This window comes from Pseudarthrobacter sp. NPDC059871, from assembly GCF_042731175.1.
GTDB lineage: Bacteria > Actinomycetota > Actinomycetes > Actinomycetales > Micrococcaceae > Arthrobacter.
Genome location: NZ_JBHWJV010000004.1, coordinates 30336 through 52059, shown reverse-complemented (window position 1 = coordinate 52059; position 21724 = coordinate 30336). Strand labels below are relative to the sequence as shown.

Sequence of the window (21724 nt, the reverse complement as noted above, 5' to 3'; positions counted from 1 at the left end):
GGTATGCCTGCAAGCCTTCCGCCCGGTCTCCCCATCATCCCGGAGGGCCCGCACGAACCGCGGGGTTTCACCATGTCCCCGGACGAGTTCGAGGCCGCCGTCTCCGACGCCCTGGACAGCATCCCCACGAAGCTGGCGCGGGCCATGGACAATGTGGCCGTCTTCATTGATGACGACTACGAACCGAGGCCGGGAGACGACCCGGACACCGTGCTGCTGGGCCTGTACGAGGGCGTGCCCCTGACTGAAAGGGATTCCTGGTGGGACGCCGGATCACTGCCCGACCGGATCACGATATTCCGTGAACCCATCCTCGAAATCTGTGATTCGCGCGAGGACGTCATCCACGAGGTGGCGGTGACTGTGGTCCACGAGATCGCGCACCATTTCGGCATTTCGGACGAGCGGCTGCACGAGCTCGGCTGGGGCTAGCCTTGTAGGCATGGGACACGACCACAGCCACACGCACGGAATCACCGCCACCGGGCGGCACCGCAAACGGCTGGTGGCCGTCCTGGCGATCACGCTGAGCGTGGTGCTGATCCAGGTGGCGGGTGCCATCCTGTCCGGATCACTCGCCCTGCTGGCAGACGCCGGCCACATGCTGTCCGATGCCGCCGGCGTCACGATCGCCCTCCTGGCCGCCTGGATAGCCGGCAGGCCCGCCAGCGACCAGCGGACCTACGGGTACCAGCGCGCCGAAGTCCTGGCCGCCCTGGCCAACGCGCTGATCCTGATTGTCATCTCCGTGGTGATCTTCACCGAGGCCATCCGCAGGATCGGATCCGCGCCCGAAGTCCACACCGACATCATGCTCTTCGCCGCCATCCTCGGCGCCGTGGCCAACCTGGTCTCGCTGCTGATCCTCCGCGGCGCCCATCAGGAAAGCCTCAACGTCCGCGGCGCCTACCTCGAAGTCCTGGGGGATCTGCTGGGCTCCTTCGCCGTGATCGTTGCGGCCGTGGTCATCATGTTCACCGGCTATCAGGCGGCGGATACTATCGCCTCGGTGGTCATCGCGCTGATGATCCTGCCGCGGGCGTGGAGCCTGCTACGGGATGTGGTGGACGTGCTGCTGGAGGCCAGCCCCAAGGGTGTGGAAGTGCAGATGATCCGCGAACACATCCTTTCGGTGGACGGCGTCACTGACGTACATGACATCCATATTTGGACCATCACCTCCGGAGTGCCGGTCTTTTCGGCCCATGTGGTGGTGGAGGACGGCGTCCTCAACGCCCGGGGCGCCGACCAGTTGCTGGACAAGCTTGTCACCTGCCTGGGTTCCCACTTTGACACCGACCACTGCACCTTCCAGCTTGAGCCGGCCAGCCACTCCGAACACGAGGAACGCCAGCACGCCTGACAACACGCCGCACAACCTGCGGCTGTAATGACACTGCTGTGATTAGTGTTATTGATGTGACAGCTGTTGCTTCTGTGCAACGGGTGACGTAACCTCGGACTGCTGGCGAGCAGCCGAGGCGTACCTCCGTGTCACCACCAGGACCTCACTCCCAGCCCCAACCGCTGCGAGGTTCCAGCCCATGTCGAGGTTTCTGCCTACATCGCTTTTGCCCGGGCTCCGGGCTGCGTCCGGCCGGAAAGCGGCAGTGCTGTGCGCCGCCGTCGTACTTCTTGGATCCTCAGGACTGCCCGCAGCGGCGGCCCCCGGCCCGCACCTCCCCGCCGCGCCGGCTCCAGCGGCGCCCGCCCTTCCCTCGCCTGAGGACATTGCTGCGGCGAAGGCCAGCGAAGCGGCAACAGTAGACCAGGTGGCCGCGATCGAACGCATCCTTGGGGACGCCTCGGACGCCCAGCAGGCGGCTTTCGCTGTGGCAATGCAGGCAAACAACTCCTACAGCGAGGCACTGGTGGAGCTGCAGCAGCGGTCGGAGGCCGCGTCCGTGGCCGCCGCCCGGGCAGCAGCCGCGCAGGCGGAGCAGGACAAGACCCGCAAGCAGGTGGGACAGCTGGCCGGTGATCTCTACCGGAACGGCGGCCTGAACCCTACGCTCGGGACACTGGTCAGCGGCACCGGCGAAAGCCTGCAGCAGGCCGCAACGCTCCAGGCGCTGTCCGCCGGCCGCAGCCGCGCATTCGAGGCGGCCGATGCTGCTTCCACCGCATCGCAAACCCTGACGGCTGCGGCAGGAGACGCCACAAAGGCAGCTGATGAGGCGGCCCGGACCGCCGAGGTACGGAAAACCGGCGCCGAGCAGGCCAACGCCGCCCAGGCCGCGGCCGTGGCGGATGCCCGTGCCCGGCGGACCGTCCTGGTGGACCAGCTCGCGCAGTTGCGCAACACGACCGTGGAGCTCGAATCAGCCCGGGTGGACGGGCTTGAACGGCAGCGCGAGGAAGCGCGCCTGGCTGCCGTCACGGCGGCGGCGAACGCAGCAGCCGCCACACCCAATTCCCAGGGCACCGTACCCCCTGGTGAAACAGGAGCCAACCAGGGCGGATCATCGCCCGCGCCCGCAGCCGTGGCCCCAGCTGCCCCGGCCCCTGCTCCGGCGCCCGCTCCTGCGGCACCGGCGCCCGCCCCCGTTGCACCCGCTCCGGCGCCTGCACCCGCTCCTGCCCCAGTCCCTGCACCCGCCCCCGCTCCTCCGGCTCCTGCCCCGGCTCCCCCGGCTCCTGCACCCGCGCCAGCTCCCCCAACTACCGGCGGCGCCACCCTCGAAACGGCCATCTCCGTTGCGCTCGGCAAGGTGGGTTCGCCGTACTTCTATCAGTGGGGCGGCACGGGACCCAACGGCTTCGACTGCTCGGGGCTCGTGCAGACAGCCTTCGCTGCCGCCGGGAAGTACCTTCCCCGGACCGCCAGCCAGCAGTACGCTGCCGCTCCCGTCCACGTACCCCTCTCGCAGGCCCGCCGCGGCGACCTCCTGGTGTGGGGCTCCGGACCGGATTTCTACCATGTGGCCATTTACCTGGGGAACGGCCAGGTGGTGCAGGCACTCAACCCGCAGGAGGGAATCGGCGTCACCCAGCTCAGTGCCATGGCCGGGATGCAGCTGCATCCCTATGTAGCGAGGTACTGAGCACCCACGCAGGGGCGTCACCCGGTCAGCTGAGGACGTCCTTGGTGGTGAACCGGGCGTAGGCGAGCGCACCGAACACGGCGATGTAGCCGGCCTGCAGCAGCGCGTTGCTGCCGAATGAATCCCAGAGGACCGGCTGCCGGAGCATGTCGCCAAAGCCCAGCCAGTAGTGGCTGAACAGCCACGGGTGCAGCCACTCCAGCTGCGGCAACTGGTCGGCTATCTGCGACACCACGGAAACCACCACCGTGGCTGCCATGGCCCCTACCGGAACCACCGTCAGCGTTGACAGGAACAGTCCGATGGCCGACAACCCGGCCAGGGACACCGCCATGTACGCCGCGATCAGCAGCATCCGCACCGCGGCCTCCGGCGGCTGGATCACATCACCGGACAGCAGGGTGACAGGCCCCACCGGAAACAGCGCAGCCCCGATCGCGGCGCCGGCCAGCGCCACGGTCAGGGGCGCCACGATGCAGAACGCGAGCGCCGCCGCATACTTGACCAGCAGAAGCCGCACTCGCCCGGCGGGAGCTACCAGCAGGTACCGCAGCGTGCCCATGTTCGCTTCGCCGGCAATGGTGTCGCCCGCCACGACGCCAATGGTAAGCGGCAGGAACAATGGCACGGAGACCAGCATGGCGGTAAAGGCAACGAACAGCCCGTTTTGCGTGATGCGGTCCAGGAATGCCGGTCCCCGGCCGGAAGGGACGCCGGAAGAGAGCCGCACGGCCACCGCAATAAGGATGGGAATTGCCGCCAGGGCCAGGAGGAGGGCCCACGTGCGCCGGCGACCAAACAGGACCTTCAGTTCGGACTGCATCAATGAGAGCCCGGACCAGCGCGGCACGGCCACTTTCTGTGTTCGGGCCGAACCGGGGATGCCTGCCGGGATGCTATTGGGCAACGTCGAACCCCTCCCCGGTCAAGGCGACGAAACGGTCTTCCAGGCTTTCGCGTTCGACGGCGAATCCCCGGACCCGGACCCCGGCCGCCACCAGCTGCGCCACGATGTCCTCCGCAAGGATTTCCCCGGACCTGGCCTGCGGGGACCCGTCAATCCGTGCTGAGGAGGCACCGGAGGCAGGCACCAGGGCAGCCAGTAGGGTTTCCCCTCCCGGCTGGGCATCGCCGGCCTTGCAGTCCAGTCCCAGGCCCGCCAGCACGTTCCGCGCCTGTCCCCCGTCCGGCGTGAGGAGGCGGACCCTGGCGCTGCCGGCCCGGCGGAGTTCGGTGAGGGAACCCTGGGCCACCAGCTTCCCGGCGCTCATGACGGCGGCATGCGTGCACATCTGGTCCACCTCGGCCAGCAGGTGGCTGGAGACGAAGACGGTGGTGCCGTTGTGTGCCAGGGAGCGCACCAGGTGCCTGACTTCCCGGGTGCCCTGAGGGTCCAGCCCGTTGGTGGGCTCGTCCAGCACCAGCAGGTCCCGGTGAGACAGCAGTGCGTTCGCAATCCCCAGGCGCTGTTTCATGCCCAGCGAATAGGCGTGCACCCGTTTGTTGGCGGCATGGGCAAGGCCCACCTGGTCGAGTGCGCGGTCCACCCGCGCCCGGCGGGTTGCCGGCACCGTGTGGCGCGTGGCAGCATCCAGCCGGTGCAGGTTCGCGGCCCCGGACAGGAACGGGTAGAACGCCGGCCCCTCCACGAGTGCCCCCACGCGCGGCAGCACCTCGTGGAACCGGCCCGGCATCTCCATCCCCAGCAGGTTCACCGTCCCGGCTGAGGCCGACGCCAGGCCCAGGAGCATGCGGATGGTGGTGGTCTTCCCGGATCCGTTCGGGCCCAGGAAGCCGAACACGGAGCCGGGCGGCACTGCAAGGTCCACGCCATCCACGGCCACTTGGTGGCCGAACTTCTTGGTCAGCCCATGGGTCTCAATGGTCAGCCCGTAGCTTCTTTCCGGGTCCGGAGGGCCCGGGTTCACGGGGCCGCCGAAGCGGCGGCCTGCAGCCTGTCCGGCGGAACCATGCCCGCGAAGACGCGGCCGTCGTCGGTGATGAGCACGTTGAGCAGCGCCGAGGAAACGAGCCGCCCGCCGGGAACGACGACGGCGGCCTGGGCCAGCAACGGATCCTCCAGGAAGGAATTGGCGGCCGGTGCGCCCGCTGCCGCGGCAGGCAGACGCAGGATGGTTTCCCAGCCCTGCCCGGTGACTGAAGGATGTTCGGAGCCCTTACCGTCGCCGGCGGGGTCACCGAAATTGTGACCGCCGGCGATGTGTCCGCCGTAGGTCTTCTGCCCGGGGTCGGGCACCTGCAGTTCCTTCACAGTGCTGCCCGGAGGCGGCGAGAACGTGAACAGGGAATCGTCCGGCCTGTCCAGGGACAGGGCGGTGAACCCCAAGCGGAAGGCCGGCGTTCCGGCGCCGCGCGCTGTGACCTGGACGGCGAGGGGCATTCCGGTTTCGCCGTCCACAGCGATGGCCACCTGGCCCACCAGGGTGGCTTCGGACCGGGGTTCAAGCAGCAGGTTGTAGGCCGCCCTTCCGGCAACCTCCACATCGGCTCCCACTGTCACGGCGGTGGTGGGGTCCACTTTCTCCAGCAGGTGCCGGGCGAGGTCCTCCGGCGTCGGCATCATGGATTCCGACGGTGAACCGGGCTGCGCGGGAGTGGCGGGATCATCACCTTGGGCCTGTGGCGCGGCGAGCGGCAGGTCGGCGGCGCGGGCCGGCAGGGTCAGATGGGCGGCCGAGTTGTCCTTGGAGGAGTAGAACCAGACGTCGCCGTCCCGGCGGATGAGGTCGCGTTCGGCAAGCTTGTCCACTACCTGGATGCGGGCTTTGGTGGTGCCGTCCATGTAGACGCGGGCGGTGTGCTGTCCGGAAAGGAATTCGACTACGGACGCGGCGCCTCCGGCGGACGCGGGGTCGGAGGACGCACCTGTGGAGGGCAGGGCGGGCAGCCCCAGGTCCGAGGACTGCTCAATGGTTCCGGAGAAGGCCTGGGGGTGGTGCGTGGCTGCCAGGGCCAGCACGTCTGCGGGCGTCTTTTGCGGGAGCGGGTCACCGGCGTTTGCGGGCAGGGTCCCTGCGAGCGCGGCGGCGGCGATCACCACCGGCGCTGCGAGGGCAGGCAGCCACCGCGGCCAGTGGCGGCCGCTGCGGCGGTTGCCGTGCAGTTGGAACGTTGAGTCGGTGCCCTTGGCGGATCCCGTGGTCTCGGAGCCCATAGCTCAAGGTTACGCCTGTCCGCGTCCCGCCACACGGGCTGTGCGGGCCGGCTCCGGGAAGTGACGCCACCGACGCTGTGCCGCGACGGAACCGGGCAGGAAAACTACGAAGGCACGATGGTTCCAGCGCCGCCGTCCACCGTGATTTCCTGCCCGGTCGAAATCCTTCCGGTGGCGTCTGGCACCCCCACTACCGCCGGGATCCCGTATTCGCGGGCCACCACGGCACCGTGCGAATTGGCGCCACCCATCTCCATCACCAGCCCGCCCGCGGTGAGGAACAGCGGAGTCCACCCGGGATCGGTGGACGGCGCCACCAGGATCTCACCCGGTTCCAGGTGCGCCCCCACAGGGTCCAGGATGACCCTTGCAACTCCCGTGACCGTTCCGGCGGAAGCCGGGCTGCCAATCAGGGCACCTTCGGCGATGCCGCCGGCAGCCGTTTGTGCCGCCTCCGGCTCGGTCCCGTCGGAGAGCAGCACCCGGGGAATGTGCCGCCGCCCAAGTTCCCTGTCATAGTCGGCCCGGCGCTCCGCCACCAGTGCGCGCAACCGTTCCCCGGTTTGGCCAGGGCCGGTTACCGCGCCAGCTCCGGCGGCCACGTCCAGTGCCTCGCTTACCTCAGCGAAGTCGAGGAAGAAGATGTCCTCAGCCTGGTCAAGGGTGCCCGCCGCCTCGAGGTCCGCCCCCACATGCTGCAGCTGCCGGCGTACCTCTGCCAGTCCGAGCACCAGTTGGTATTTGGGCAGTTCCCGGAGTCCGGCGAAAAGCCGGGCCCTGCGCAGCGCAGCGCGGACCAGGGCTCCCCGGATCCGCCCCCGGATGCCTGCTTCGGCAGCCAGCCGTTGCACCTGGGCCTCGGCAGCTTCGGCGGCGTTGCTGAACTGGACGTCGGGTGCGAGGTCCGGGTCCTCCAGCCGGAGGTAGTTCGCCAGGACCCCCAGGATATGGGCGGGGTCGTCGGACCAGCGGGGCATGCCGACGTCGATCTCGGCAACGGCGCGGTGGCCGTACCTGTCGAGGAACCTGCTGAGCCCGGCTTCGAGCCGTGGCGGAAGGCCGCCGTCCCGGTTGGCCGCTCCCAGCGCCGCGGCGCCCTTCCCTGCCAGGAACGCACGCGACCCAGGATCATCCCGAATGGCCGCAGCCAGCCGCCACAACTCCAGGTCCATGTCCGTGGTGACGTTGTTGGGCAGCCCGCGGAGCACACCCTGGAGGTCATCCCATCGGTTTCCGCCGAGCAGCTTTCCCGCTACGCCCAGCATGCCGAACCCCAGGGCAGCGAGGGGCAGGATGGCGGGAACGATAGTGAACAGCCGCCGCTGCAGGAGGCCCTCGGCGTGCGCCAACCGGTCCTTGGCTGTGGGTCCGCCCTCTGCTTGCGCCGTAGCCCCCAGGTCGATTTCGAGGGCGGCTTCGAAGTCCCGGGTGAACCGGTCAAGGCGCCGGAGCGCGGCCTTCGGGCGGAAGATCCCGCGGAGCACTGCTTCGGGCACACCGGCACGGGCTGCGGCGGGCAGGATGCGGCGCAGCAGCGGCAGGGGCGTCCGCAGCGTGATGCCGAACGAGGGGTCGTCGAAGAGCCGCCGCATCACTGTCGCGGAGCGGGCTTCCATGACGTCGAACACGCGGGGAAGGATTGCCCGGCCCACGGTGCTGCGGATGGGGGTGGTGAAGTCGATGAAGATCCGCTGCCCGGCATCGGCGTACGCCGGCGGTCCCTCGCGGGGATCAGTGACGGGAATTTTCGCTGTCCGTGCCACGGATGAAGCAATCTGCCGGATGGCGGCCCGGCCCATCGGAGTGATGGGCCGGGTCAGGCCCTGGGCGAGGCTGAAGCACAGGTACGCCCGGGTCCCGGGGGCGCCGTCCCGGCGGCCGGGAACGGGATACAGGGTGGTGATGGGCCGGGACTGCGTGAGCCACAGCGCGCCGCCGCGGCTGATGGCCCATTCGAGGTCCTGCGGCGCTCCGAAATGCTGCTCCGCTTTCAGGCCAAGCCGGGCCAGATCCACGGCTTGCCTGTCGGTAAGGCAGAAGCCGGCGTGGTCCATGGCGTCCACAGTGTGGGTGCCGCCGCCGGGCACGGCGAGGACGGCGATCTTCTTGTCGCCTTGCCGCCGCTCCACGACGCGACCGGCCGCTGGGTCCACCACAAAGTGGTCCGGATCGACTGCGCCGGACACCACGGCTTCCCCCAGGCCCGGGCTGGCGTCGATGACGGCCTCATTCCGGCGGCCCGTTATGGGGTTGGCGGTGAACAGCACCCCGGCCGTCTCCACGTCCACCATCCGCTGCACCACCACCGCCAAGGCCACCTCGGCAGGATCGATGCCCAGGCTTGCCCGGTACGTGGTTGCCCGGTCGGTCCACAGCGACGCCCAGCAGTTCCGGACGGCTTCCAGTACCGCCGCGGCCCCAACGACGTTCAGGTACGTGTCCTGCTGCCCGGCGAAACTGGCAAAGGGCAGGTCCTCAGCGGTGGCCGATGAGCGGACGGCCACCGGCACGTCCGGCCCCATCTGCCCGTAGGCGCGTCCGACGGCGGCGCTCACCTCCGGCGGCAACGGGGCGGACACGACGGCGGCACGGGCCCTCGCGGCCAAGGCGGGAATATCCGGCGCGGGACTATCCGGCGCGGGAGTTTCCGGGGCGGGAATCCCGTGGGACGGAGGTTCCGGGGCTGCGCTGTCCCGTTGACCTGGCCCGCCCTGCGCCGTCCGCAGGGCCGCATGGACCGCTGCCAGCTCCGGATTTACCGCGCCCGGAACCCCGGTCACCAGGCGGTAAGCGTCCGTGGTGAGGCAGAAGCCCTCCGGGACGGGGAGCCCGGCGGACAGCAGTTCGCCAAGGTTGGCGGCCTTGCCACCCACGCGCACGAGCATTCCGGAGCTGAGGCGGCGCAGGTCCACCACCAGGTCCGCGCGGGAAGCGGCAGCCGGCCCGCCGCCCTGGGAAGATTCCGGATGCTGCATGATGGCGCCTCCACCTATCCGTAGCTGACGGGCCCGGCCGCGGCGGGATCAGGCGGCGTCGGCGTCGCCCAGGATGGGTCCGAACCTGGGCCTGTCGGCCAGGCGGGGATCCGCATGGTCCGGGACCACCATGACCGGCCCCTTGGCGTGGTGCAGCACGCCGTCCGATGTGGAGCCCAGGAGCATGCCGGTGAACCCGCCGCGTCCCCGGGTGCCGACGACCACCAGTTCGACGTGCCGGCTCTCCCCCACCAGAACGTCCACGGGCGAACCGTCCTTCAGTTCGGATTCGGCGTCAAGGCCGGGATAGTGGCTGCGCAGCCAGGCCATGCCGGCGTCCAGCGTGACCTGGATTTCGGCAAACAGCGCCTTGCGGTCCATGGGCGCGGGCACCCAGGCCAGAGAACCGCTGTACTGGGGAACGGCGCACACCACCCTCAGCTTTGCGCCGAGGCGTTCCGCCTGGTCCGCGGCGTCCAGGACCGCAACCCGGGCCTGCTCGGAACCGTCCACGCCCACCACCACCACGTTCTCCACGAGCTGGTGCCCGGACTTGGCCTGCTCGGCCAGGACGCGCCTGTCCTCGGTGGTTTCACCCAGCCGGTCCGAGCAGATGAGGGGCACGGTGACCGTGGGGCATTTCGCATGCGCGGGCAGGGCGCTGCTCACGGATCCCAGCAGCCGTCCCACAAAGCCGCCACGGCCGCGGGTCCCGAAGACCAGGAGTTCGGCGGTTTCCGACATTTCCAGCAGGACACCCGAGGCGTCACCGTTCTCCACTGAGGCGCTGACATCGATGCCGTAGCCCGCAACCTTCTCCATGGCCTGCTTCACGATGGCCTCCGCACCCTCCCGGATGACGGAATCGTCCACCGTGGCGTATCCGCCGTCCAGCCCGGAGGCAGCAAAGATGGGCACCGAGTACGCGGTCACGATGTGCAGCGGACGACGCCGGCGCTGCGCCTCGCGCGCGGCCCATACGAGGGCGCACTGGCCATGGTCGGAGCCGTCCACGCCCACGACGATTCCTTCGGGAGCGGCGGACGTGCCACCATCCCGCGCCGGGTCCGGATGCAACTCTTGTGCGCCCATGGGGCCGCCTCCTTGCGCTACTGCCTGATGTTCCGGCCATTCTGCCAGAAAGTGGAACCCTCTCCGCGCACCCCCGGACGGCTGCCGGAGACTTGCGGACAAGAACCGCTTCCAGTTCTCACTATTCCGCGTCCGAAGGACCATAGCAAGCCTGCTCAGGCCCGGAATCCACAGGTTATCCACAGTTTTTCCACACCCTGCGGGAAAGCGTGTTCAGCGCCTGAAGAATGTTTACGTTTTGGGCTATCCATGGGCGAATTTGTTCTGTAGTCTTCTGGACATTGTTGGTCCGGGACGCCGACAGTAACTTCCGTTCGACGGCTGCCCGGGACCACTGTGCGGCCTTGCATTTGGGGCAACGGGACCGCGCCCGCCGGCGATGACGCCAGCACCTGCAGAAATGTCGAAGGAGGGAAACAGCAGTGTCAAACATGCCTGGAAATGCCGGGACCGAACAGACCACCACCGTGATCATTGGCACCGGGCTGTCCGGACTCGCTGTGGCGGCCGAGCTGCGCCGCAGGGGTATCGACTCCATCGTGGTTGACGGCCTGGACACCTTCGGGGCCACGCTGCCAGCAGTCACCACCTCACTCCAGCGCATTGACACGGCGGATTCCGCGACGCTCCAGGAACGCAACGAGATCCTGCGCCACCTCCGCAACTACGCCGCCAGCCACGACGTCGATATCCGCAGCACCCGGGCCGTGCAGCTGACCCAGGTAGACGGCAGGCCGGAAAGCACAGCTGGCCCGCAATGGGAAGTGCACACCCCCACCGGCGTGCTGGTGGCGGACCATATTGTCCTCACCCGCTGCGCGCAGAGCCAGCTGCGCCGCATGATCAATGACTTTGGCATCGCTGTTGGCCGGAACCTCGCCGCAGCCATGCGTGCCATCGGCATCTACCTGGTGGGCGTGGGAGAGCTGCTCACGCCGTCGCCCAAGGAGGTGCTGCGCCAGGCCAAGACCGTGGGCCAGGCCATCTCCGCCAAGGTCAACCCGGACAGCACGGCCTTCCCGGCAACGGGCAGCCTGGCCATGCTGCCCTGCTAGCGGCCTGGCGAACGCGCCGGAGGCAGCAGCCCCCGGCGGCGTGGTTCCTACTCGCCGTCCGCTTCCTCATCGCCGCCGCCGGAAAGGCGGCGCCTGGCGATCACGGCAAGCGCAACCAGCAGGCCTACCGCAACCACCGCAAAAATGACGATGCTCCACTGGAACGGCTGCCCCGAGCTTGCCGGTTCGGCAGGCGCTGTGGCCCCGGGCTGGGCGGTGCCAGCCCCCGGAACGGCCCCGCCCGGCGTCGTACTGGCACCGCCTGTGGCCGCTCCGCCCGCCCCTTCCGCCGCCGCGGCAGCTGTGAACGTGAATGTCCCCTCGATGGGGTGCGAATCGGAGCTGACCACCCGCCAGGCCACCGTGTACCCACCGGCCGGGCCGCCCGGGCGCAGCTTCTGCGACGCCACGTTGTCCACGATTTCCACGCCACCATCAGCCCATTCGGCGCCGGCGGCATCCTTGACCGAGATTGACGCCCCGATGCCCAGCGGCTTGTTGTTGAAGGTCACTGAAACCTTCCCGGGTGGCACCGGGACTGACGCGCCCTGGGCCGGGCTGCTGGATTCTGCGGCGTCGTGGGCGGCAGCCGGACCAGCCAGGCCCAGCGAGGCGGCCAGGACGGCGGCTCCCAGCAGAAGGGCGCGGAAATGGCGGAAGGGACGCATGGTGCACTGCTCCTTGTGTTGGCTTCCTTACAGACTAGGTGAAATTGGCGGCCGTCCCGCCGCCTCCCCAATAGGATGCAGGTATCCCCACATCATTTCCCCGGAGGACTAATGCTTAAGCAAGGCTCTGCCCTGGACCGGTATTTCAAGATCACCGAACGCGGTTCCAACCTCTCCCGCGAGATCCGCGGCGGGTTCGCCACCTTCTTCGCGATGAGCTACATCGTGGTGTTGAACCCGCTCATCCTTTCCGGGGCGGACTCCAGCGGCAACACCCTCGGGTTCACCGCTGTGGCCGCCGTAACGGCCTTCGTAGCCGGCATCCTGACCATCCTGATGGGGGCATGGGCCAAGCACCCGTTCGCCCTGGCCACCGGCCTGGGCGTCAACGCGTTCGTGGCGGTCACCGTGGCCACCAACCCCGGCCTGACGTGGCCGGACATGATGGGCCTGGTGGTGCTGTCCGGCGTGACCATGCTCATCCTGGTCCTCACGGGCTTCCGCACCGCCGTCTTCAAAGCGGTGCCGGACGGGCTCAAGACGGCGATCGTGGTGGGCATCGGCCTCTTCATCGCCCTGATCGGCCTCGTGAACGCGGGCTTCGTCCGCCGCATCCCCGACGTCGCCGGGACCACCGTCCCCGTGGGCCTGGGCTTCGACGGCAAGCTGCTCGGCTGGCCCACCGCGGTGTTCGTGTTCGGCCTGGTGCTCACCATCGCCCTGGTGGTCCGCAAGGTCAAGGGCGCCATCCTGATCGGCATCATCACCTCCACCGTGCTGGCCGTCATCCTGGAAATGACCCTGCACATCGGCCCCAGCGTGCAGCCTGACAAGCCGTTCAACCCGCAGGGCTGGTCCCTGGTTTCCCCTGCATTTTCCGAGTGGGCTGCGCCGGATCTCTCCCTGATCGGCAAGGCCAACCCATTCGGCGCCTTCGAGCACCTGGGCTTCGTGGCCGCCACCCTCCTGGCCTTCGTCATCCTGCTCAGCATCTTCTTCGACGCCATGGGCACCATGGTGGGCCTGGCGAACGAGGCCGGCACGGTGGACGAGCACGGCAACATTCCCGACGTCGACCGCGTCCTGCAGGTGGATGCCCTCGGCGCCATCGTTGGTGGCGGCGCGTCCGTGTCCTCCAACCAGATCTACGTTGAGGCCGGCGCGGGCATCGGCGAAGGCGCCCGGACGGGCCTGGCCTCGATTGTCACCGGCCTGCTGTTCCTGGTGGCCATGTTCTTCACACCGCTTATCAACCTCGTTCCGTTCGAGGCCGTGGCACCGGCCCTGGTGGTGGTTGGCTTCATGATGGTGTCCCAGGTGGGCAAGATCGACTGGCAGGACTGGGGCATCGCCATCCCGGCGTTCCTGACCTTCGCCCTGATGCCGTTCACCTACTCAATCGCCAACGGCCTGGGTGCAGGCTTCATCAGCTTCGTGCTGATCCGGACCGTGCAGGGCAAGGCCAAGGAAATCCACCCCCTCATGTGGGCCGTGGCCGCAGCGTTCCTGCTGTTCTTCGCCATCGGTCCCATCGAGGCCGCCCTGGGCATGCTCTGACCTGCAGTTAGCCGGGACTCAGACAGGCGTGGTCGGCGCCTTTCCCTCGTCCCCGGATACGGCACGGGCCTTCCTCCTGCGGAGCCGGTCCAGCCGGTTCATCAGCGGTGAGGTGGTGGCGCCATGAATCACAATGGACAGCGCCACCACCAGGCCGATGAAGGCCCAGAGCCACTCAGCCTGGTCTGTGAACCGGCCCTTGCCCAGGGCATAAGCGAGGTAGTACACCGAGCCGATCCCCCGGATCCCAAAGAAGGACAGGGCGATCCGCTCGCGCGGTCCGGTCTTGCCGCCCAGCAGCCCCAGCCAGCCGGCCAGGGGGCGGACCAGCAGCAGGAACGCCAGCGCCACCAGCAGTTCCGGCCACCCGATGGGCACCAGCAATCCACGAGCAATGGCGCCGCCCAGGAGCACCAGGATCACCACCGTCATGAGCCGCTCCAGCTGCTCGACGTAGGAGTGCAGCACCCGGTGGTAGCCGTGCGTCCGTTCAGCGGCCCGGATGGTCACGGCGCAGACGAACACGGCGATGAAGCCGTACCCCTCCACCATTTCCGTCACCCCGTACGCCAGGAATGTAGCCGCAAGGGCCACGAAACCCTCCGAATGGTTGGACAGCCGCAGGCTTTCCGTCCGCGCGGAAAAGAACAGCCGGGCCAGCATCTTCCCGGTCAGGAAGCCCAGCAGCAGGCCGGCGGCCAGCCGCCACAGCACATCCAGCCCAAACCATTCGGGGAACCAGGCCGACGGTGATGATCCGGCCACGCTGATGGCGATCGCGAGGTAGACAAAGGGGAACGCGAGGCCGTCATTGAGTCCGGCTTCGGAGGTGAGTCCGAACCGCACCTCGTCCTCCTGGTCGGTTCCCTCCTCATCATCCGCGGGTTCGCCTACCTGCACTTCGGAGGCCAGTACAGGATCGGTGGGTGCCAGGCTCGACGCCACCAAGAGCGCGGCTCCGAGCCCCAACCCCAGGAACCAGAGCCCCAGCAGGGTCAGTGCCAGGATGCATAGCGGCATGGCGATCCCCAGCAGGCGCCAGGTGGTGGCCCAGCCGCTGCGGTTTACCGGCCGGTCCAGTGCCAGGCCGGCGCCCATCAGGGAAATGATGACGCAGATTTCGGCGAGGTGCAGCACAAAGTCGCCGTGCGCCACAGGGTCCGGATCGGGAAGCGTCGGGATGAGGGCAAACGCGGCCATGCCTGCACCGAGGAAGACCATTGGCATGGAAAACGGCATGTTGCGGAGCAGCTTTGGCAGCACGGCCGCAACGAAGACGGCTACTCCCGCAGCGGCAAACAGGATGTTGGGGGCTTCAAACACAGTGCTCTCCGGCCTTGGCGTGCTGGGCCTTCCGGCGCTGGCAAGGTGCTGAGGCCCCGTGGGAAGGTATTGAGCTCCACCATAGCCCCCATCCCCGCCCAGCTCCGGAGCTCCGGTCGAGATTGACGGGCGTCTGGTATGTGGCCTCCGATGATGCCACCGGCCTGCCGCCGTGGCGTGGCTTTTGCCCGGTTCTTGGATTCCAGACAGGACGACGGCGGTCCTGCTCGCTTTCGCGGCGGCCATACGGTGAGCTTGGAGCATGGCTTCCTCAAACCCCGACGTCGACACCCCGCCCAGCGCCTGGACCGGCAGGTTCGATGGTGACGGGCCGGAGCACCGGCGCTGGTGGCAGGCGGTGGAACCCTGCGCGGACGGGGCGGCAAGAGACCACCGTGGCACTCCGGGCGCCCCGGCTGAGGGCCGTCCGGCGGTCCTGCTGGGGTTCTGCAGCGACGAAGGAGTCCGCCGGAACAAGGGCCGCCCGGGTGCGGCCGCCGCCCCCGCCGCGATCCGCAAGGCGCTGGGCCCTTTGGCTTTCCACCTGGACCGGGCAGTGCACGACGCCGGCGACGTCACGGTCCCGGGCCCCGACCTGGAAGGCGGCCAGGCCCGGCTGGGCAGCGCCGTGACGGCCATGCTCGACGGCGGCCACCTGACAGTGGTGCTGGGCGGTGGCCACGAGACCGCCTACGCCAGCTACCTCGGCGTCAGCGGGTCCGGTGCCGTCCGGAACGGCCGCCGGCTGGGCGTCCTGAACCTCGATGCCCACTTCGACCTGCGCGACGAACCCGTTGCCAGCTCCGGGACGCCATTCCTCCAGATGGCCCGTGCGGAAGCCGCCGCCGGCCGCGAATTCCGGTACGCCGTCGTGGGGATTTCCGAAGCGAACAACACCCGGGCCCTGTTCGACACAGCGGACCGCCTGGGGGTCCGCTACCTGCTGGACGAGGACTGCGGAGCGGACCGGGTGGAGGCATTCGTGGCGTCCTTCCTCGACGGCATCGATGTCCTGTACCTGACCATCGACCTGGACGTACTTCCGGCGTCGGTGGCACCCGGCGTCAGCGCGCCAGCTGCCTTCGGCGTTCCACTGCCGGTGATCAGCGCGGTGTGCCGGCAGGTTGCCCGGAGCGGGAAGCTCCTGCACTGCGATGTGGCGGAACTGAACCCGGAGTTCGACCTTGACCACCGCACCGCCCGCGTTGCGGCACGGCTGGTGGGCACGCTGCTCCGCTGACCGGCCGTCCCACCGGGCCGCGTTCCAGTGCCGGGTTCGGGATCAGGCCTTGGGCAGGTACCTGCGTTCCGGCCGCCCCACCCCGTATTTCAGCCGGACCTCCAGCAGCCCTTCGTCGTGCAGGTACTCCAGGTAGCGGCGCGCGCTGACCCTTGACGTGCCCAACTGTTCGGCTACCTCGGCAGCCGACAGGTCGCCGTCGGCCCTTTTTAAGGCGCCTTCAACCAACCGCAAAGTCTCCACGCTGCACCCCTTGGGCAGCGGCCGCTGGGCCGTGGCGCTGTCCAGGCCGAAAACCCTGTTGACGTCCGACTGCTCGGCCACGTCCTTGGACGAATCGAGTCCGTGGTAAGCGCTGCGGTAGTGGTCCAGCCGCTCCTGCAGGTCAGCCTGGGAGAAGGGTTTGATGAGGTAGTGCACGATCCCGCCGCGCAGCGCTTTGCGCACCGTTTCGACCTCGCGGGCGGCGCTGATCACCAGCACGTCGAGCTCCGGCGCCACCTCCCGCAACCGGTGCATCAGGTCCAGGCCGTTGATGTCCGGAAGGTGGATGTCCAGCAGCACCAGGTCCGGCTGGAGGCGTTGGGTTTCGACGACGGCCTGGGCGCCGGTGTGCGCGGCGCCCACCACGGTGAAGCCGGAGGTGCGCTGGATGAAGCCGGCGTGGACCTTGGCCACCATGAAGTCGTCATCGACGATCAGGACCTTGATCATGCGTGTGCACCTTTGTTGAAGCGGGCGGTGAAGACCGCCCCGTTGTCGTTGGCCACTGCCAGGTCCCCGCCGGACCTGCGGCACACCACGCGGGAGAGGGCCAGCCCGAAGCCGCGTCCGCCCTCGCGCCGGGCATCCTTGGTGGTGAAGCCCTGCCGGAAGATGTGGTCCGCGGCGTCGGCGGGCACCCCGCGGCCATTGTCCCGGACCGTCACCACCACCTGATCCTCCCCGTCCTCCACCAGCACGCGGACGGCTGCCTGCGGGAGCCCGGAGACGGCGTCGAACGCGTTATCCACCAGGTTTCCCGCCACCGTCACCAGGTCCCGGGACAGTTCCTCATCCACGGGCAGCAGCGACGACGCCGGATCCAACTGGAGGGCAACGCCCCGCTCGGTGGCGAGGCTGGACTTGGCGATGAGCAGCGCGGCCAGGGCCGGGTCCTTGATGCTGCCCGTCACCTCGTCGCTGAGCCGGGTCCGTTCCACGGTTGCCCCGTTAACGAACTGGACCACGGAATCGTAATCGCCAATCTGGATCAGCCCCGAGATGACGTGCAGCTGGTTGGCGAATTCGTGCGCCTGCGCGCGGAGGGTGTCGGTGGCGGTCCGGGTGGTGCCCAGTTCCCGCTCGAGCGAGGACAGCTCCGTCCGGTCGCGCAGGGTGGTGACCGATCCGATCCCGCGGCCCCGCGACTGGATGGGGACCCGGTTCAGGACCACCAGCCGCTCCCCCACCAGCACCAGCTGGTCCGGAGCGGGCTGGTCGCGGGTAAGCACAATCTTCAGTGCCGGGTCCACCGGAAGGGACGCCAGTTTCCTGCCCACGCAGTCCGCGGGCAGGCCCAGCAATTCCCTGGCGCTGTCGTTGGCCACGGTGATCCGCTCGTGCGGGTCGAGAGCCACCACGCCTTCCTTCAGGCCGTGCAGCATGGCCTCGCGGTTCTCCACCAGGCCGGTGATCTCGCTCGGTTCCATGCCCAGCGTCTGCCGTTTGACCCGGCGGGACAGCAACAGTGACCCTGCCACACCGAGGACGCTGGCCACCCCCACGTAGGTGAGGAGATTGGGGACGGCGTCGCCCAGGCGCTCCAGCGTGGTGGGATAGTTGCGGCTGATGGACGCGATCCCGATCATTTTGCCGTCATCGTCCAGGACCGGAACGTGCGCGGACAGCACTGCCGTTCCGTTGGTGGTCAGCACCCCGGTCCAGGCCCTGCCCTCCATGACCCGGCTTTCGCCGAGGGCCAGCTGCTGTCCCAGCAGGCTGGGGTCCGACGCCGTCACCACGGTGCGGTCTTTCCGGGCCAGCGCCACCTGGGAGGAACCGGAGACGATCCGCACCGACTCGGCCACGGCCGGGAGGGCCGCACCACCCCGCGGTTCGGCCGCCGGAAGCAGCTCGCGGACGGCAGGGTTGGCGCCGAGGGCTTCGGCTGCGGACAGCGCCCTGCGCCCTTCCACGCGTTCGAAAGCTGCGGCGGACTGAGCCAGCGAGATGGCCACCACGGCCACCAGCACGGCCAACACGATCAGCAACTGCAGCACCAGGTATTGCCCCGCGAGGGACATGCCTCTTCGTCGAGTCACTGTGGTTGGTCCTTTTTTGGCTTCACGCGGCCACCGTTCCGGCCGCAATACGTGGGAACTATATCCCACCTGCGGCGCCACCGGAGCGCGGAAGAATGCGGGGTGGGACTTCGGAAACGTGAACGCAATGTACTTAACTTTCTCTGCGTACATAAGAGTGACCGGCGTCACGGCCGACCATAGCATCGGTTGCACCAGTCAGTCTTGCTGATCGTTTTTCATGAGAAGAGGAACCCATGCGCCAGATCCGCGCATTGCGAATTGCCGCCGTCGCTGCCGGCATCGCCCTGATGGCCACCGGCTGCGGTGCCACCGGCAAAAGCTCCACCGGCGCCGAGAGCTCCGGCTCCGCCGCCAAGCCCGTCACCGGACTCCAGATCATGGTCCCCAACACCCCGGGCGGCGGCTACGACACCACTGCACGCGCCGCCGCGAAGGTCCTCGACGACGAGAAGATCTCCACCAACACCGAAGTCTTCAACCTTGCCGGCGCCGGCGGCACCGTGGGCCTGGCCCGCGTTGTCAACGAAAAGGGCAACGGCGACCTCACCATGCTGATGGGCCTGGGCGTGGTGGGTGCCAGCTACACCAACAAGTCCGAGTCGAAGCTGACCGAGACCACTCCGCTGGCACGGCTGATCGAAGAGCCCGGCGCCATCATGGTCAGCAAGGACTCCCCCTACAAGACCATCGACGACCTCGTGAAGGCCTGGAAGGCAGATCCGGGTTCCATCGCCGTCGGCGGCGGTTCCTCCCCGGGCGGCCCGGACCACCTGCTGCCCATGCAGCTGGCAGGTGCCGTGGGCATTGACGCCACCAAGGTCAACTTCGTTTCCTACGACGGCGGCGGCGACCTTCTCCCCGCGATCCTCGGCAACAAGCTGGGCTTCGCGGCCTCCGGCGCCGGCGAGTACCTGAAGCAGATCGAATCCGGTGAGGTCCGTGTCCTCGCCACGAGCGGCGAGAAGCGGCTCGACGGCGTCGACGCCCCCACGCTGAAGGAATCCAACATCGACCTCGTCTTCACCAACTGGCGCGGCATCGTGGCCCCTCCGGGCATCAGCGACGAGGACAAGTCCTCCCTGATCGCGGCCCTTGAGAAGATGCACGGCACCACCGGCTGGAAGGAAGCACTGAAGACCCACGGCTGGACCGACGCGTTCATCACCGGCGACGAGTTCAAGAGCTTCCTCACCGAGCAGGACAAGCGGGTGGCAGACGTCCTCACCAAGCTTGGGTTGGCGTGACATCCCTGACCACAGGCCTTAAAGGCCGCGCCGAGCTGGGAGTCTCACTCCTGCTCGGCGTGGCCGGCGTCCTGGTCTTCCTGGACGCCAACGGCCTGGTAACCCCGTATTCGAAGTCGGACCCGGTGGGGCCCAAGACCGTGCCGTTCATCGTGGCCGGAATGCTGGTGGTCTGCGCCGTACTGCTGGCCATCAACGTCCTGCGCGGCGGAAGGGGAGAGGCTGAGGGCGGCGAGGACGTCGACCTGGATCACCCCGCCGACTGGAAGACCATCCTGCCGCTGGCGGGAGCCTTCATCCTGAATATCCTGCTCGTGGACTGGGCAGGCTGGGTCATCTCCGGCACCGTCCTGTTTTGGGGCAGCGTCCTGGCTCTCGGGAGCCGCCACTACGTGCGGGACGGGTTGATCTCCGTGGCACTGTCCCTGCTGACCTTCTACGGCTTCTACCTCGGCCTGGGCATCGCACTGCCGGCCGGCCTCCTGGAAGGAATCCTCTAAATGGACGTCTGGTCCTCCCTCATGGACGGCTTTGCCACCGCCCTGACTCCCATGAATTTCATGTACGCCGTGATCGGCGTCATCCTGGGAACCGCCGTCGGCGTGCTTCCCGGCCTGGGCCCGGCCATGACCGTCGCGCTGCTGCTCCCGGTCACCTACGCCCTGGAACCCACCAGTGCCTTCATCATGTTCGCCGGCATCTACTACGGCGGCATGTACGGCGGCTCCACCACCTCGATCCTGCTCAACACCCCCGGCGAATCGTCCTCCGTGGTCACCGCCATCGAGGGCAACAAGATGGCCAAAGCGGGCCGGGCTGCGCAGGCGCTTGCGACGGCGGCCATCGGCTCGTTCGTCGCCGGCACCATCGGCACGGCGCTGCTGGCCGTCTGCGCACCGATCGTGGTGAAGTTCGCCGTCAGCCTCGGCGCTCCCAGTTACTTCGCCATCATGGTGCTTGCCCTGCTGGCCGTCACGGCGGTGCTCGGTTCATCCCGGCTGCGCGGCTTCGCTTCCCTGGGCCTCGGCCTGGCCATCGGCCTGGTGGGAATGGACTCCGTCACCGGCCAGCGCCGCCTGACGTTCGGCCAGCCGCTCCTGGCGGACGGCCTGGACATCGTGGTGGTGGCAGTGGCCATCTTCGCCGTGGGCGAGGCACTGTGGGTAGCGGCGCACCTGCGCCGGACCCCGCTGCACGCGATCCCCGTGGGGCAGCCCTGGATGGGCAAGTCCGACTGGAAGCGCTCCTGGAAGCCGTGGCTGCGCGGTACCGCCTTCGGGTTCCCCTTCGGTGCACTCCCCGCTGGCGGAGCCGAGATTCCCACGTTCCTCTCCTACGTCACGGAAAAGCGCCTCAGCAAGCACCCTGAAGAGTTCGGCAAGGGCGCCATCGAAGGTGTTGCCGGTCCGGAAGCGGCCAACAACGCCGCCGCTGCCGGCACCCTGACCCCCATGCTTGCCCTGGGCCTGCCCACCAACGCCACGGCCGCCGTGATGCTGGCCGCCTTCACGTCCTACGGCATCCAGCCGGGCCCGCAGCTCTTCTCCAGCCAGGGACCCCTGGTCTGGGCGCTGATCGCCAGCCTCTTCATCGGCAACTTCCTGCTCCTGATCATCAACCTGCCGCTGGCACCGATGTGGGCCAAGCTGCTCCAGCTCCCCCGCCCGTACCTGTACGCCGGCATCCTGTTCTTCGCCACGCTGGGCGCCTACTCGGTGAACCTGCAGGCCTTCGACCTGGTGCTCCTGCTGGTGCTTGGCGCACTCGGGTTCATGATGCGGCGCTTCGGGCTTCCCGTACTGCCGCTGATCCTCGGCGTGATCCTGGGTCCGCGGATTGAAGGACAGCTCCGCAAAGCCCTGCAGCTGAGCGCAGGCGATCCTGCCGGCCTGTGGAGTGAACCGATCGCCGTCGGGATCTACGTCATCATCGGCCTGATCCTGCTGTGGCCGTTTGCCTACAAGCTGATCCGCCGCAACCGTCCGAAGAACAGCCCGCTGCTTCCGGCGAACTCCGGCGCAGCAGACTACAGCGACTGAACCGCC

18 protein-coding genes are annotated in these 21724 nt (G+C 68.3%); 9 read left to right on the top strand and 9 right to left on the bottom strand.

The window, feature by feature from the left end:
- The first annotated feature begins 3 nt into the window (after positions 1-3).
- From ACFV4R_RS07045 to ACFV4R_RS07035, 3 genes are all read left to right on the top strand, one after another.
- Positions 4-432, top strand: coding sequence for a metallopeptidase family protein (locus ACFV4R_RS07045; protein WP_377201695.1), 429 nt, complete (start codon positions 4-6; stop codon positions 430-432).
- Positions 433-442: 10 nt separating this feature from the next.
- Positions 443-1363, top strand: coding sequence for a cation diffusion facilitator family transporter (locus ACFV4R_RS07040; protein WP_377201694.1), 921 nt, complete (start codon positions 443-445; stop codon positions 1361-1363).
- Between the two features lie 181 nt (positions 1364-1544).
- The gene (locus ACFV4R_RS07035) at positions 1545-3044 is read left to right on the top strand and encodes a C40 family peptidase (RefSeq protein WP_377201693.1); all 1500 of its coding nucleotides are present in this window, start codon (positions 1545-1547) and stop codon (positions 3042-3044) included.
- Between the two features lie 25 nt (positions 3045-3069).
- Here the strand turns inward: ACFV4R_RS07035 and ACFV4R_RS07030 are convergent, their stop codons facing one another.
- The 5 genes from ACFV4R_RS07030 to ACFV4R_RS07010 form a co-directional block, all read right to left on the bottom strand.
- Positions 3070-3867, bottom strand: coding sequence for an ABC transporter permease (locus tag ACFV4R_RS07030; RefSeq protein WP_377227106.1), 798 nt, complete (start codon positions 3865-3867; stop codon positions 3070-3072).
- A 73-nt stretch (positions 3868-3940) separates the two neighbouring features.
- Positions 3941-4972 (bottom strand): ABC transporter ATP-binding protein, encoded by a 1032-nt coding sequence (locus ACFV4R_RS07025; RefSeq protein WP_377201691.1) that lies wholly within the window; start codon positions 4970-4972, stop codon positions 3941-3943.
- Positions 4969-6219: an outer membrane lipoprotein carrier protein LolA gene (locus tag ACFV4R_RS07020; RefSeq protein WP_377201690.1), complete on the bottom strand. Its 1251-nt coding sequence runs from the start codon at positions 6217-6219 to the stop codon at positions 4969-4971. The genes ACFV4R_RS07025 and ACFV4R_RS07020 overlap by 4 nt, the downstream gene beginning before the upstream one ends.
- A gap of 104 nt (positions 6220-6323) precedes the next feature.
- On the bottom strand, positions 6324-9194 hold the full coding sequence (locus ACFV4R_RS07015) for a PEP/pyruvate-binding domain-containing protein (protein WP_377201689.1): 2871 nt from the start codon (positions 9192-9194) through the stop codon (positions 6324-6326).
- A gap of 48 nt (positions 9195-9242) precedes the next feature.
- On the bottom strand, positions 9243-10286 hold the full coding sequence (locus ACFV4R_RS07010) for a universal stress protein (protein ID WP_377201688.1): 1044 nt from the start codon (positions 10284-10286) through the stop codon (positions 9243-9245).
- A gap of 431 nt (positions 10287-10717) precedes the next feature.
- Between ACFV4R_RS07010 and ACFV4R_RS07005 the strand changes: the two genes are divergently transcribed.
- Complete coding sequence (locus ACFV4R_RS07005) at positions 10718-11341, top strand: FAD-dependent monooxygenase (protein WP_377201876.1); 624 nt, start codon at positions 10718-10720, stop codon at positions 11339-11341.
- Between the two features lie 47 nt (positions 11342-11388).
- On the opposite strand, the gene ACFV4R_RS07000 is transcribed toward ACFV4R_RS07005, so the two are convergent.
- Positions 11389-12009 carry a copper resistance protein CopC gene (locus ACFV4R_RS07000; protein WP_377201687.1) on the bottom strand — a complete coding sequence of 207 codons (621 nt, stop codon included), beginning with the start codon at positions 12007-12009 and terminating at the stop codon, positions 11389-11391.
- A 111-nt stretch (positions 12010-12120) separates the two neighbouring features.
- On the opposite strand from ACFV4R_RS07000, the gene ACFV4R_RS06995 reads away from it, so the two are divergent.
- Complete coding sequence (locus ACFV4R_RS06995) at positions 12121-13566, top strand: NCS2 family permease (RefSeq protein WP_377201686.1); 1446 nt, start codon at positions 12121-12123, stop codon at positions 13564-13566.
- Positions 13567-13584: 18 nt separating this feature from the next.
- Here ACFV4R_RS06995 and ACFV4R_RS06990 read toward each other — a convergent pair whose 3' ends face one another.
- Positions 13585-14889 carry a cation:proton antiporter gene (locus ACFV4R_RS06990; protein WP_377201685.1) on the bottom strand — a complete coding sequence of 435 codons (1305 nt, stop codon included), beginning with the start codon at positions 14887-14889 and terminating at the stop codon, positions 13585-13587.
- A gap of 262 nt (positions 14890-15151) precedes the next feature.
- Between ACFV4R_RS06990 and hutG the strand changes: the two genes are divergently transcribed.
- Entirely contained in the window at positions 15152-16129 is a 978-nt protein-coding gene (gene hutG, locus ACFV4R_RS06985; RefSeq protein WP_377201684.1) for a formimidoylglutamase, read from the top strand.
- Positions 16130-16171: 42 nt separating this feature from the next.
- Here hutG and ACFV4R_RS06980 read toward each other — a convergent pair whose 3' ends face one another.
- Together ACFV4R_RS06980 and ACFV4R_RS06975 are read right to left on the bottom strand one after the other, a co-directional pair.
- Positions 16172-16843: a response regulator gene (locus tag ACFV4R_RS06980; protein WP_377201683.1), complete on the bottom strand. Its 672-nt coding sequence runs from the start codon at positions 16841-16843 to the stop codon at positions 16172-16174.
- Positions 16840-18414 carry an ATP-binding protein gene (locus ACFV4R_RS06975; RefSeq protein ID WP_377201875.1) on the bottom strand — a complete coding sequence of 525 codons (1575 nt, stop codon included), beginning with the start codon at positions 18412-18414 and terminating at the stop codon, positions 16840-16842. The genes ACFV4R_RS06980 and ACFV4R_RS06975 overlap by 4 nt, the downstream gene beginning before the upstream one ends.
- A 254-nt stretch (positions 18415-18668) precedes the next feature.
- Here ACFV4R_RS06975 and ACFV4R_RS06970 point away from each other — a divergent pair, with 254 nt between their 5' ends.
- Genes ACFV4R_RS06970 through ACFV4R_RS06960 form a run of 3 tightly spaced genes read left to right on the top strand, consistent with a single transcriptional unit; the run spans position 18669 to position 21718 of the window.
- Positions 18669-19679, top strand: a complete 1011-nt coding sequence (locus tag ACFV4R_RS06970) for a Bug family tripartite tricarboxylate transporter substrate binding protein (RefSeq protein ID WP_377201682.1) — start codon at positions 18669-18671, stop codon at positions 19677-19679.
- A complete protein-coding gene (locus ACFV4R_RS06965; RefSeq protein WP_377201681.1) occupies positions 19676-20179 on the top strand; it encodes a tripartite tricarboxylate transporter TctB family protein in 504 nt (167 codons plus the stop codon). The genes ACFV4R_RS06970 and ACFV4R_RS06965 overlap by 4 nt, the downstream gene beginning before the upstream one ends.
- Positions 20180-21718, top strand: a complete 1539-nt coding sequence (locus ACFV4R_RS06960) for a tripartite tricarboxylate transporter permease (RefSeq protein WP_377201680.1) — start codon at positions 20180-20182, stop codon at positions 21716-21718.
- Positions 21719-21724: the final 6 nt, after the last annotated feature.

Excerpts from the sequence above, each read along its gene's own strand:
- ACFV4R_RS07045 (WP_377201695.1), top strand. The coding sequence starts at position 4 with ATGCCTGCAAGCCTTCCGCCCGGTCTCCCCATCATCCCGGAGGGCCCG.
- ACFV4R_RS07040 (WP_377201694.1), top strand. The coding sequence starts at position 443 with ATGGGACACGACCACAGCCACACGCACGGAATCACCGCCACCGGGCGG.
- ACFV4R_RS07035 (WP_377201693.1), top strand. The coding sequence starts at position 1,545 with ATGTCGAGGTTTCTGCCTACATCGCTTTTGCCCGGGCTCCGGGCTGCG.
- ACFV4R_RS07030 (WP_377227106.1), bottom strand. The coding sequence starts at position 3,867 with ATGCAGTCCGAACTGAAGGTCCTGTTTGGTCGCCGGCGCACGTGGGCC.
- ACFV4R_RS07020 (WP_377201690.1), bottom strand. The coding sequence starts at position 6,219 with ATGGGCTCCGAGACCACGGGATCCGCCAAGGGCACCGACTCAACGTTC.
- ACFV4R_RS07015 (WP_377201689.1), bottom strand. The coding sequence starts at position 9,194 with ATGCAGCATCCGGAATCTTCCCAGGGCGGCGGGCCGGCTGCCGCTTCC.
- ACFV4R_RS07010 (WP_377201688.1), bottom strand. The coding sequence starts at position 10,286 with ATGGGCGCACAAGAGTTGCATCCGGACCCGGCGCGGGATGGTGGCACG.
- ACFV4R_RS07005 (WP_377201876.1), top strand. The coding sequence starts at position 10,718 with ATGCCTGGAAATGCCGGGACCGAACAGACCACCACCGTGATCATTGGC.
- ACFV4R_RS07000 (WP_377201687.1), bottom strand. The coding sequence starts at position 12,009 with ATGCGTCCCTTCCGCCATTTCCGCGCCCTTCTGCTGGGAGCCGCCGTC.
- ACFV4R_RS06995 (WP_377201686.1), top strand. The coding sequence starts at position 12,121 with ATGCTTAAGCAAGGCTCTGCCCTGGACCGGTATTTCAAGATCACCGAA.
- hutG (WP_377201684.1), top strand. The coding sequence starts at position 15,152 with ATGGCTTCCTCAAACCCCGACGTCGACACCCCGCCCAGCGCCTGGACC.
- ACFV4R_RS06980 (WP_377201683.1), bottom strand. The coding sequence starts at position 16,843 with ATGATCAAGGTCCTGATCGTCGATGACGACTTCATGGTGGCCAAGGTC.
- ACFV4R_RS06975 (WP_377201875.1), bottom strand. The coding sequence starts at position 18,414 with ATGTCCCTCGCGGGGCAATACCTGGTGCTGCAGTTGCTGATCGTGTTG.
- ACFV4R_RS06970 (WP_377201682.1), top strand. The coding sequence starts at position 18,669 with ATGCGCCAGATCCGCGCATTGCGAATTGCCGCCGTCGCTGCCGGCATC.
- ACFV4R_RS06960 (WP_377201680.1), top strand. The coding sequence starts at position 20,180 with ATGGACGTCTGGTCCTCCCTCATGGACGGCTTTGCCACCGCCCTGACT.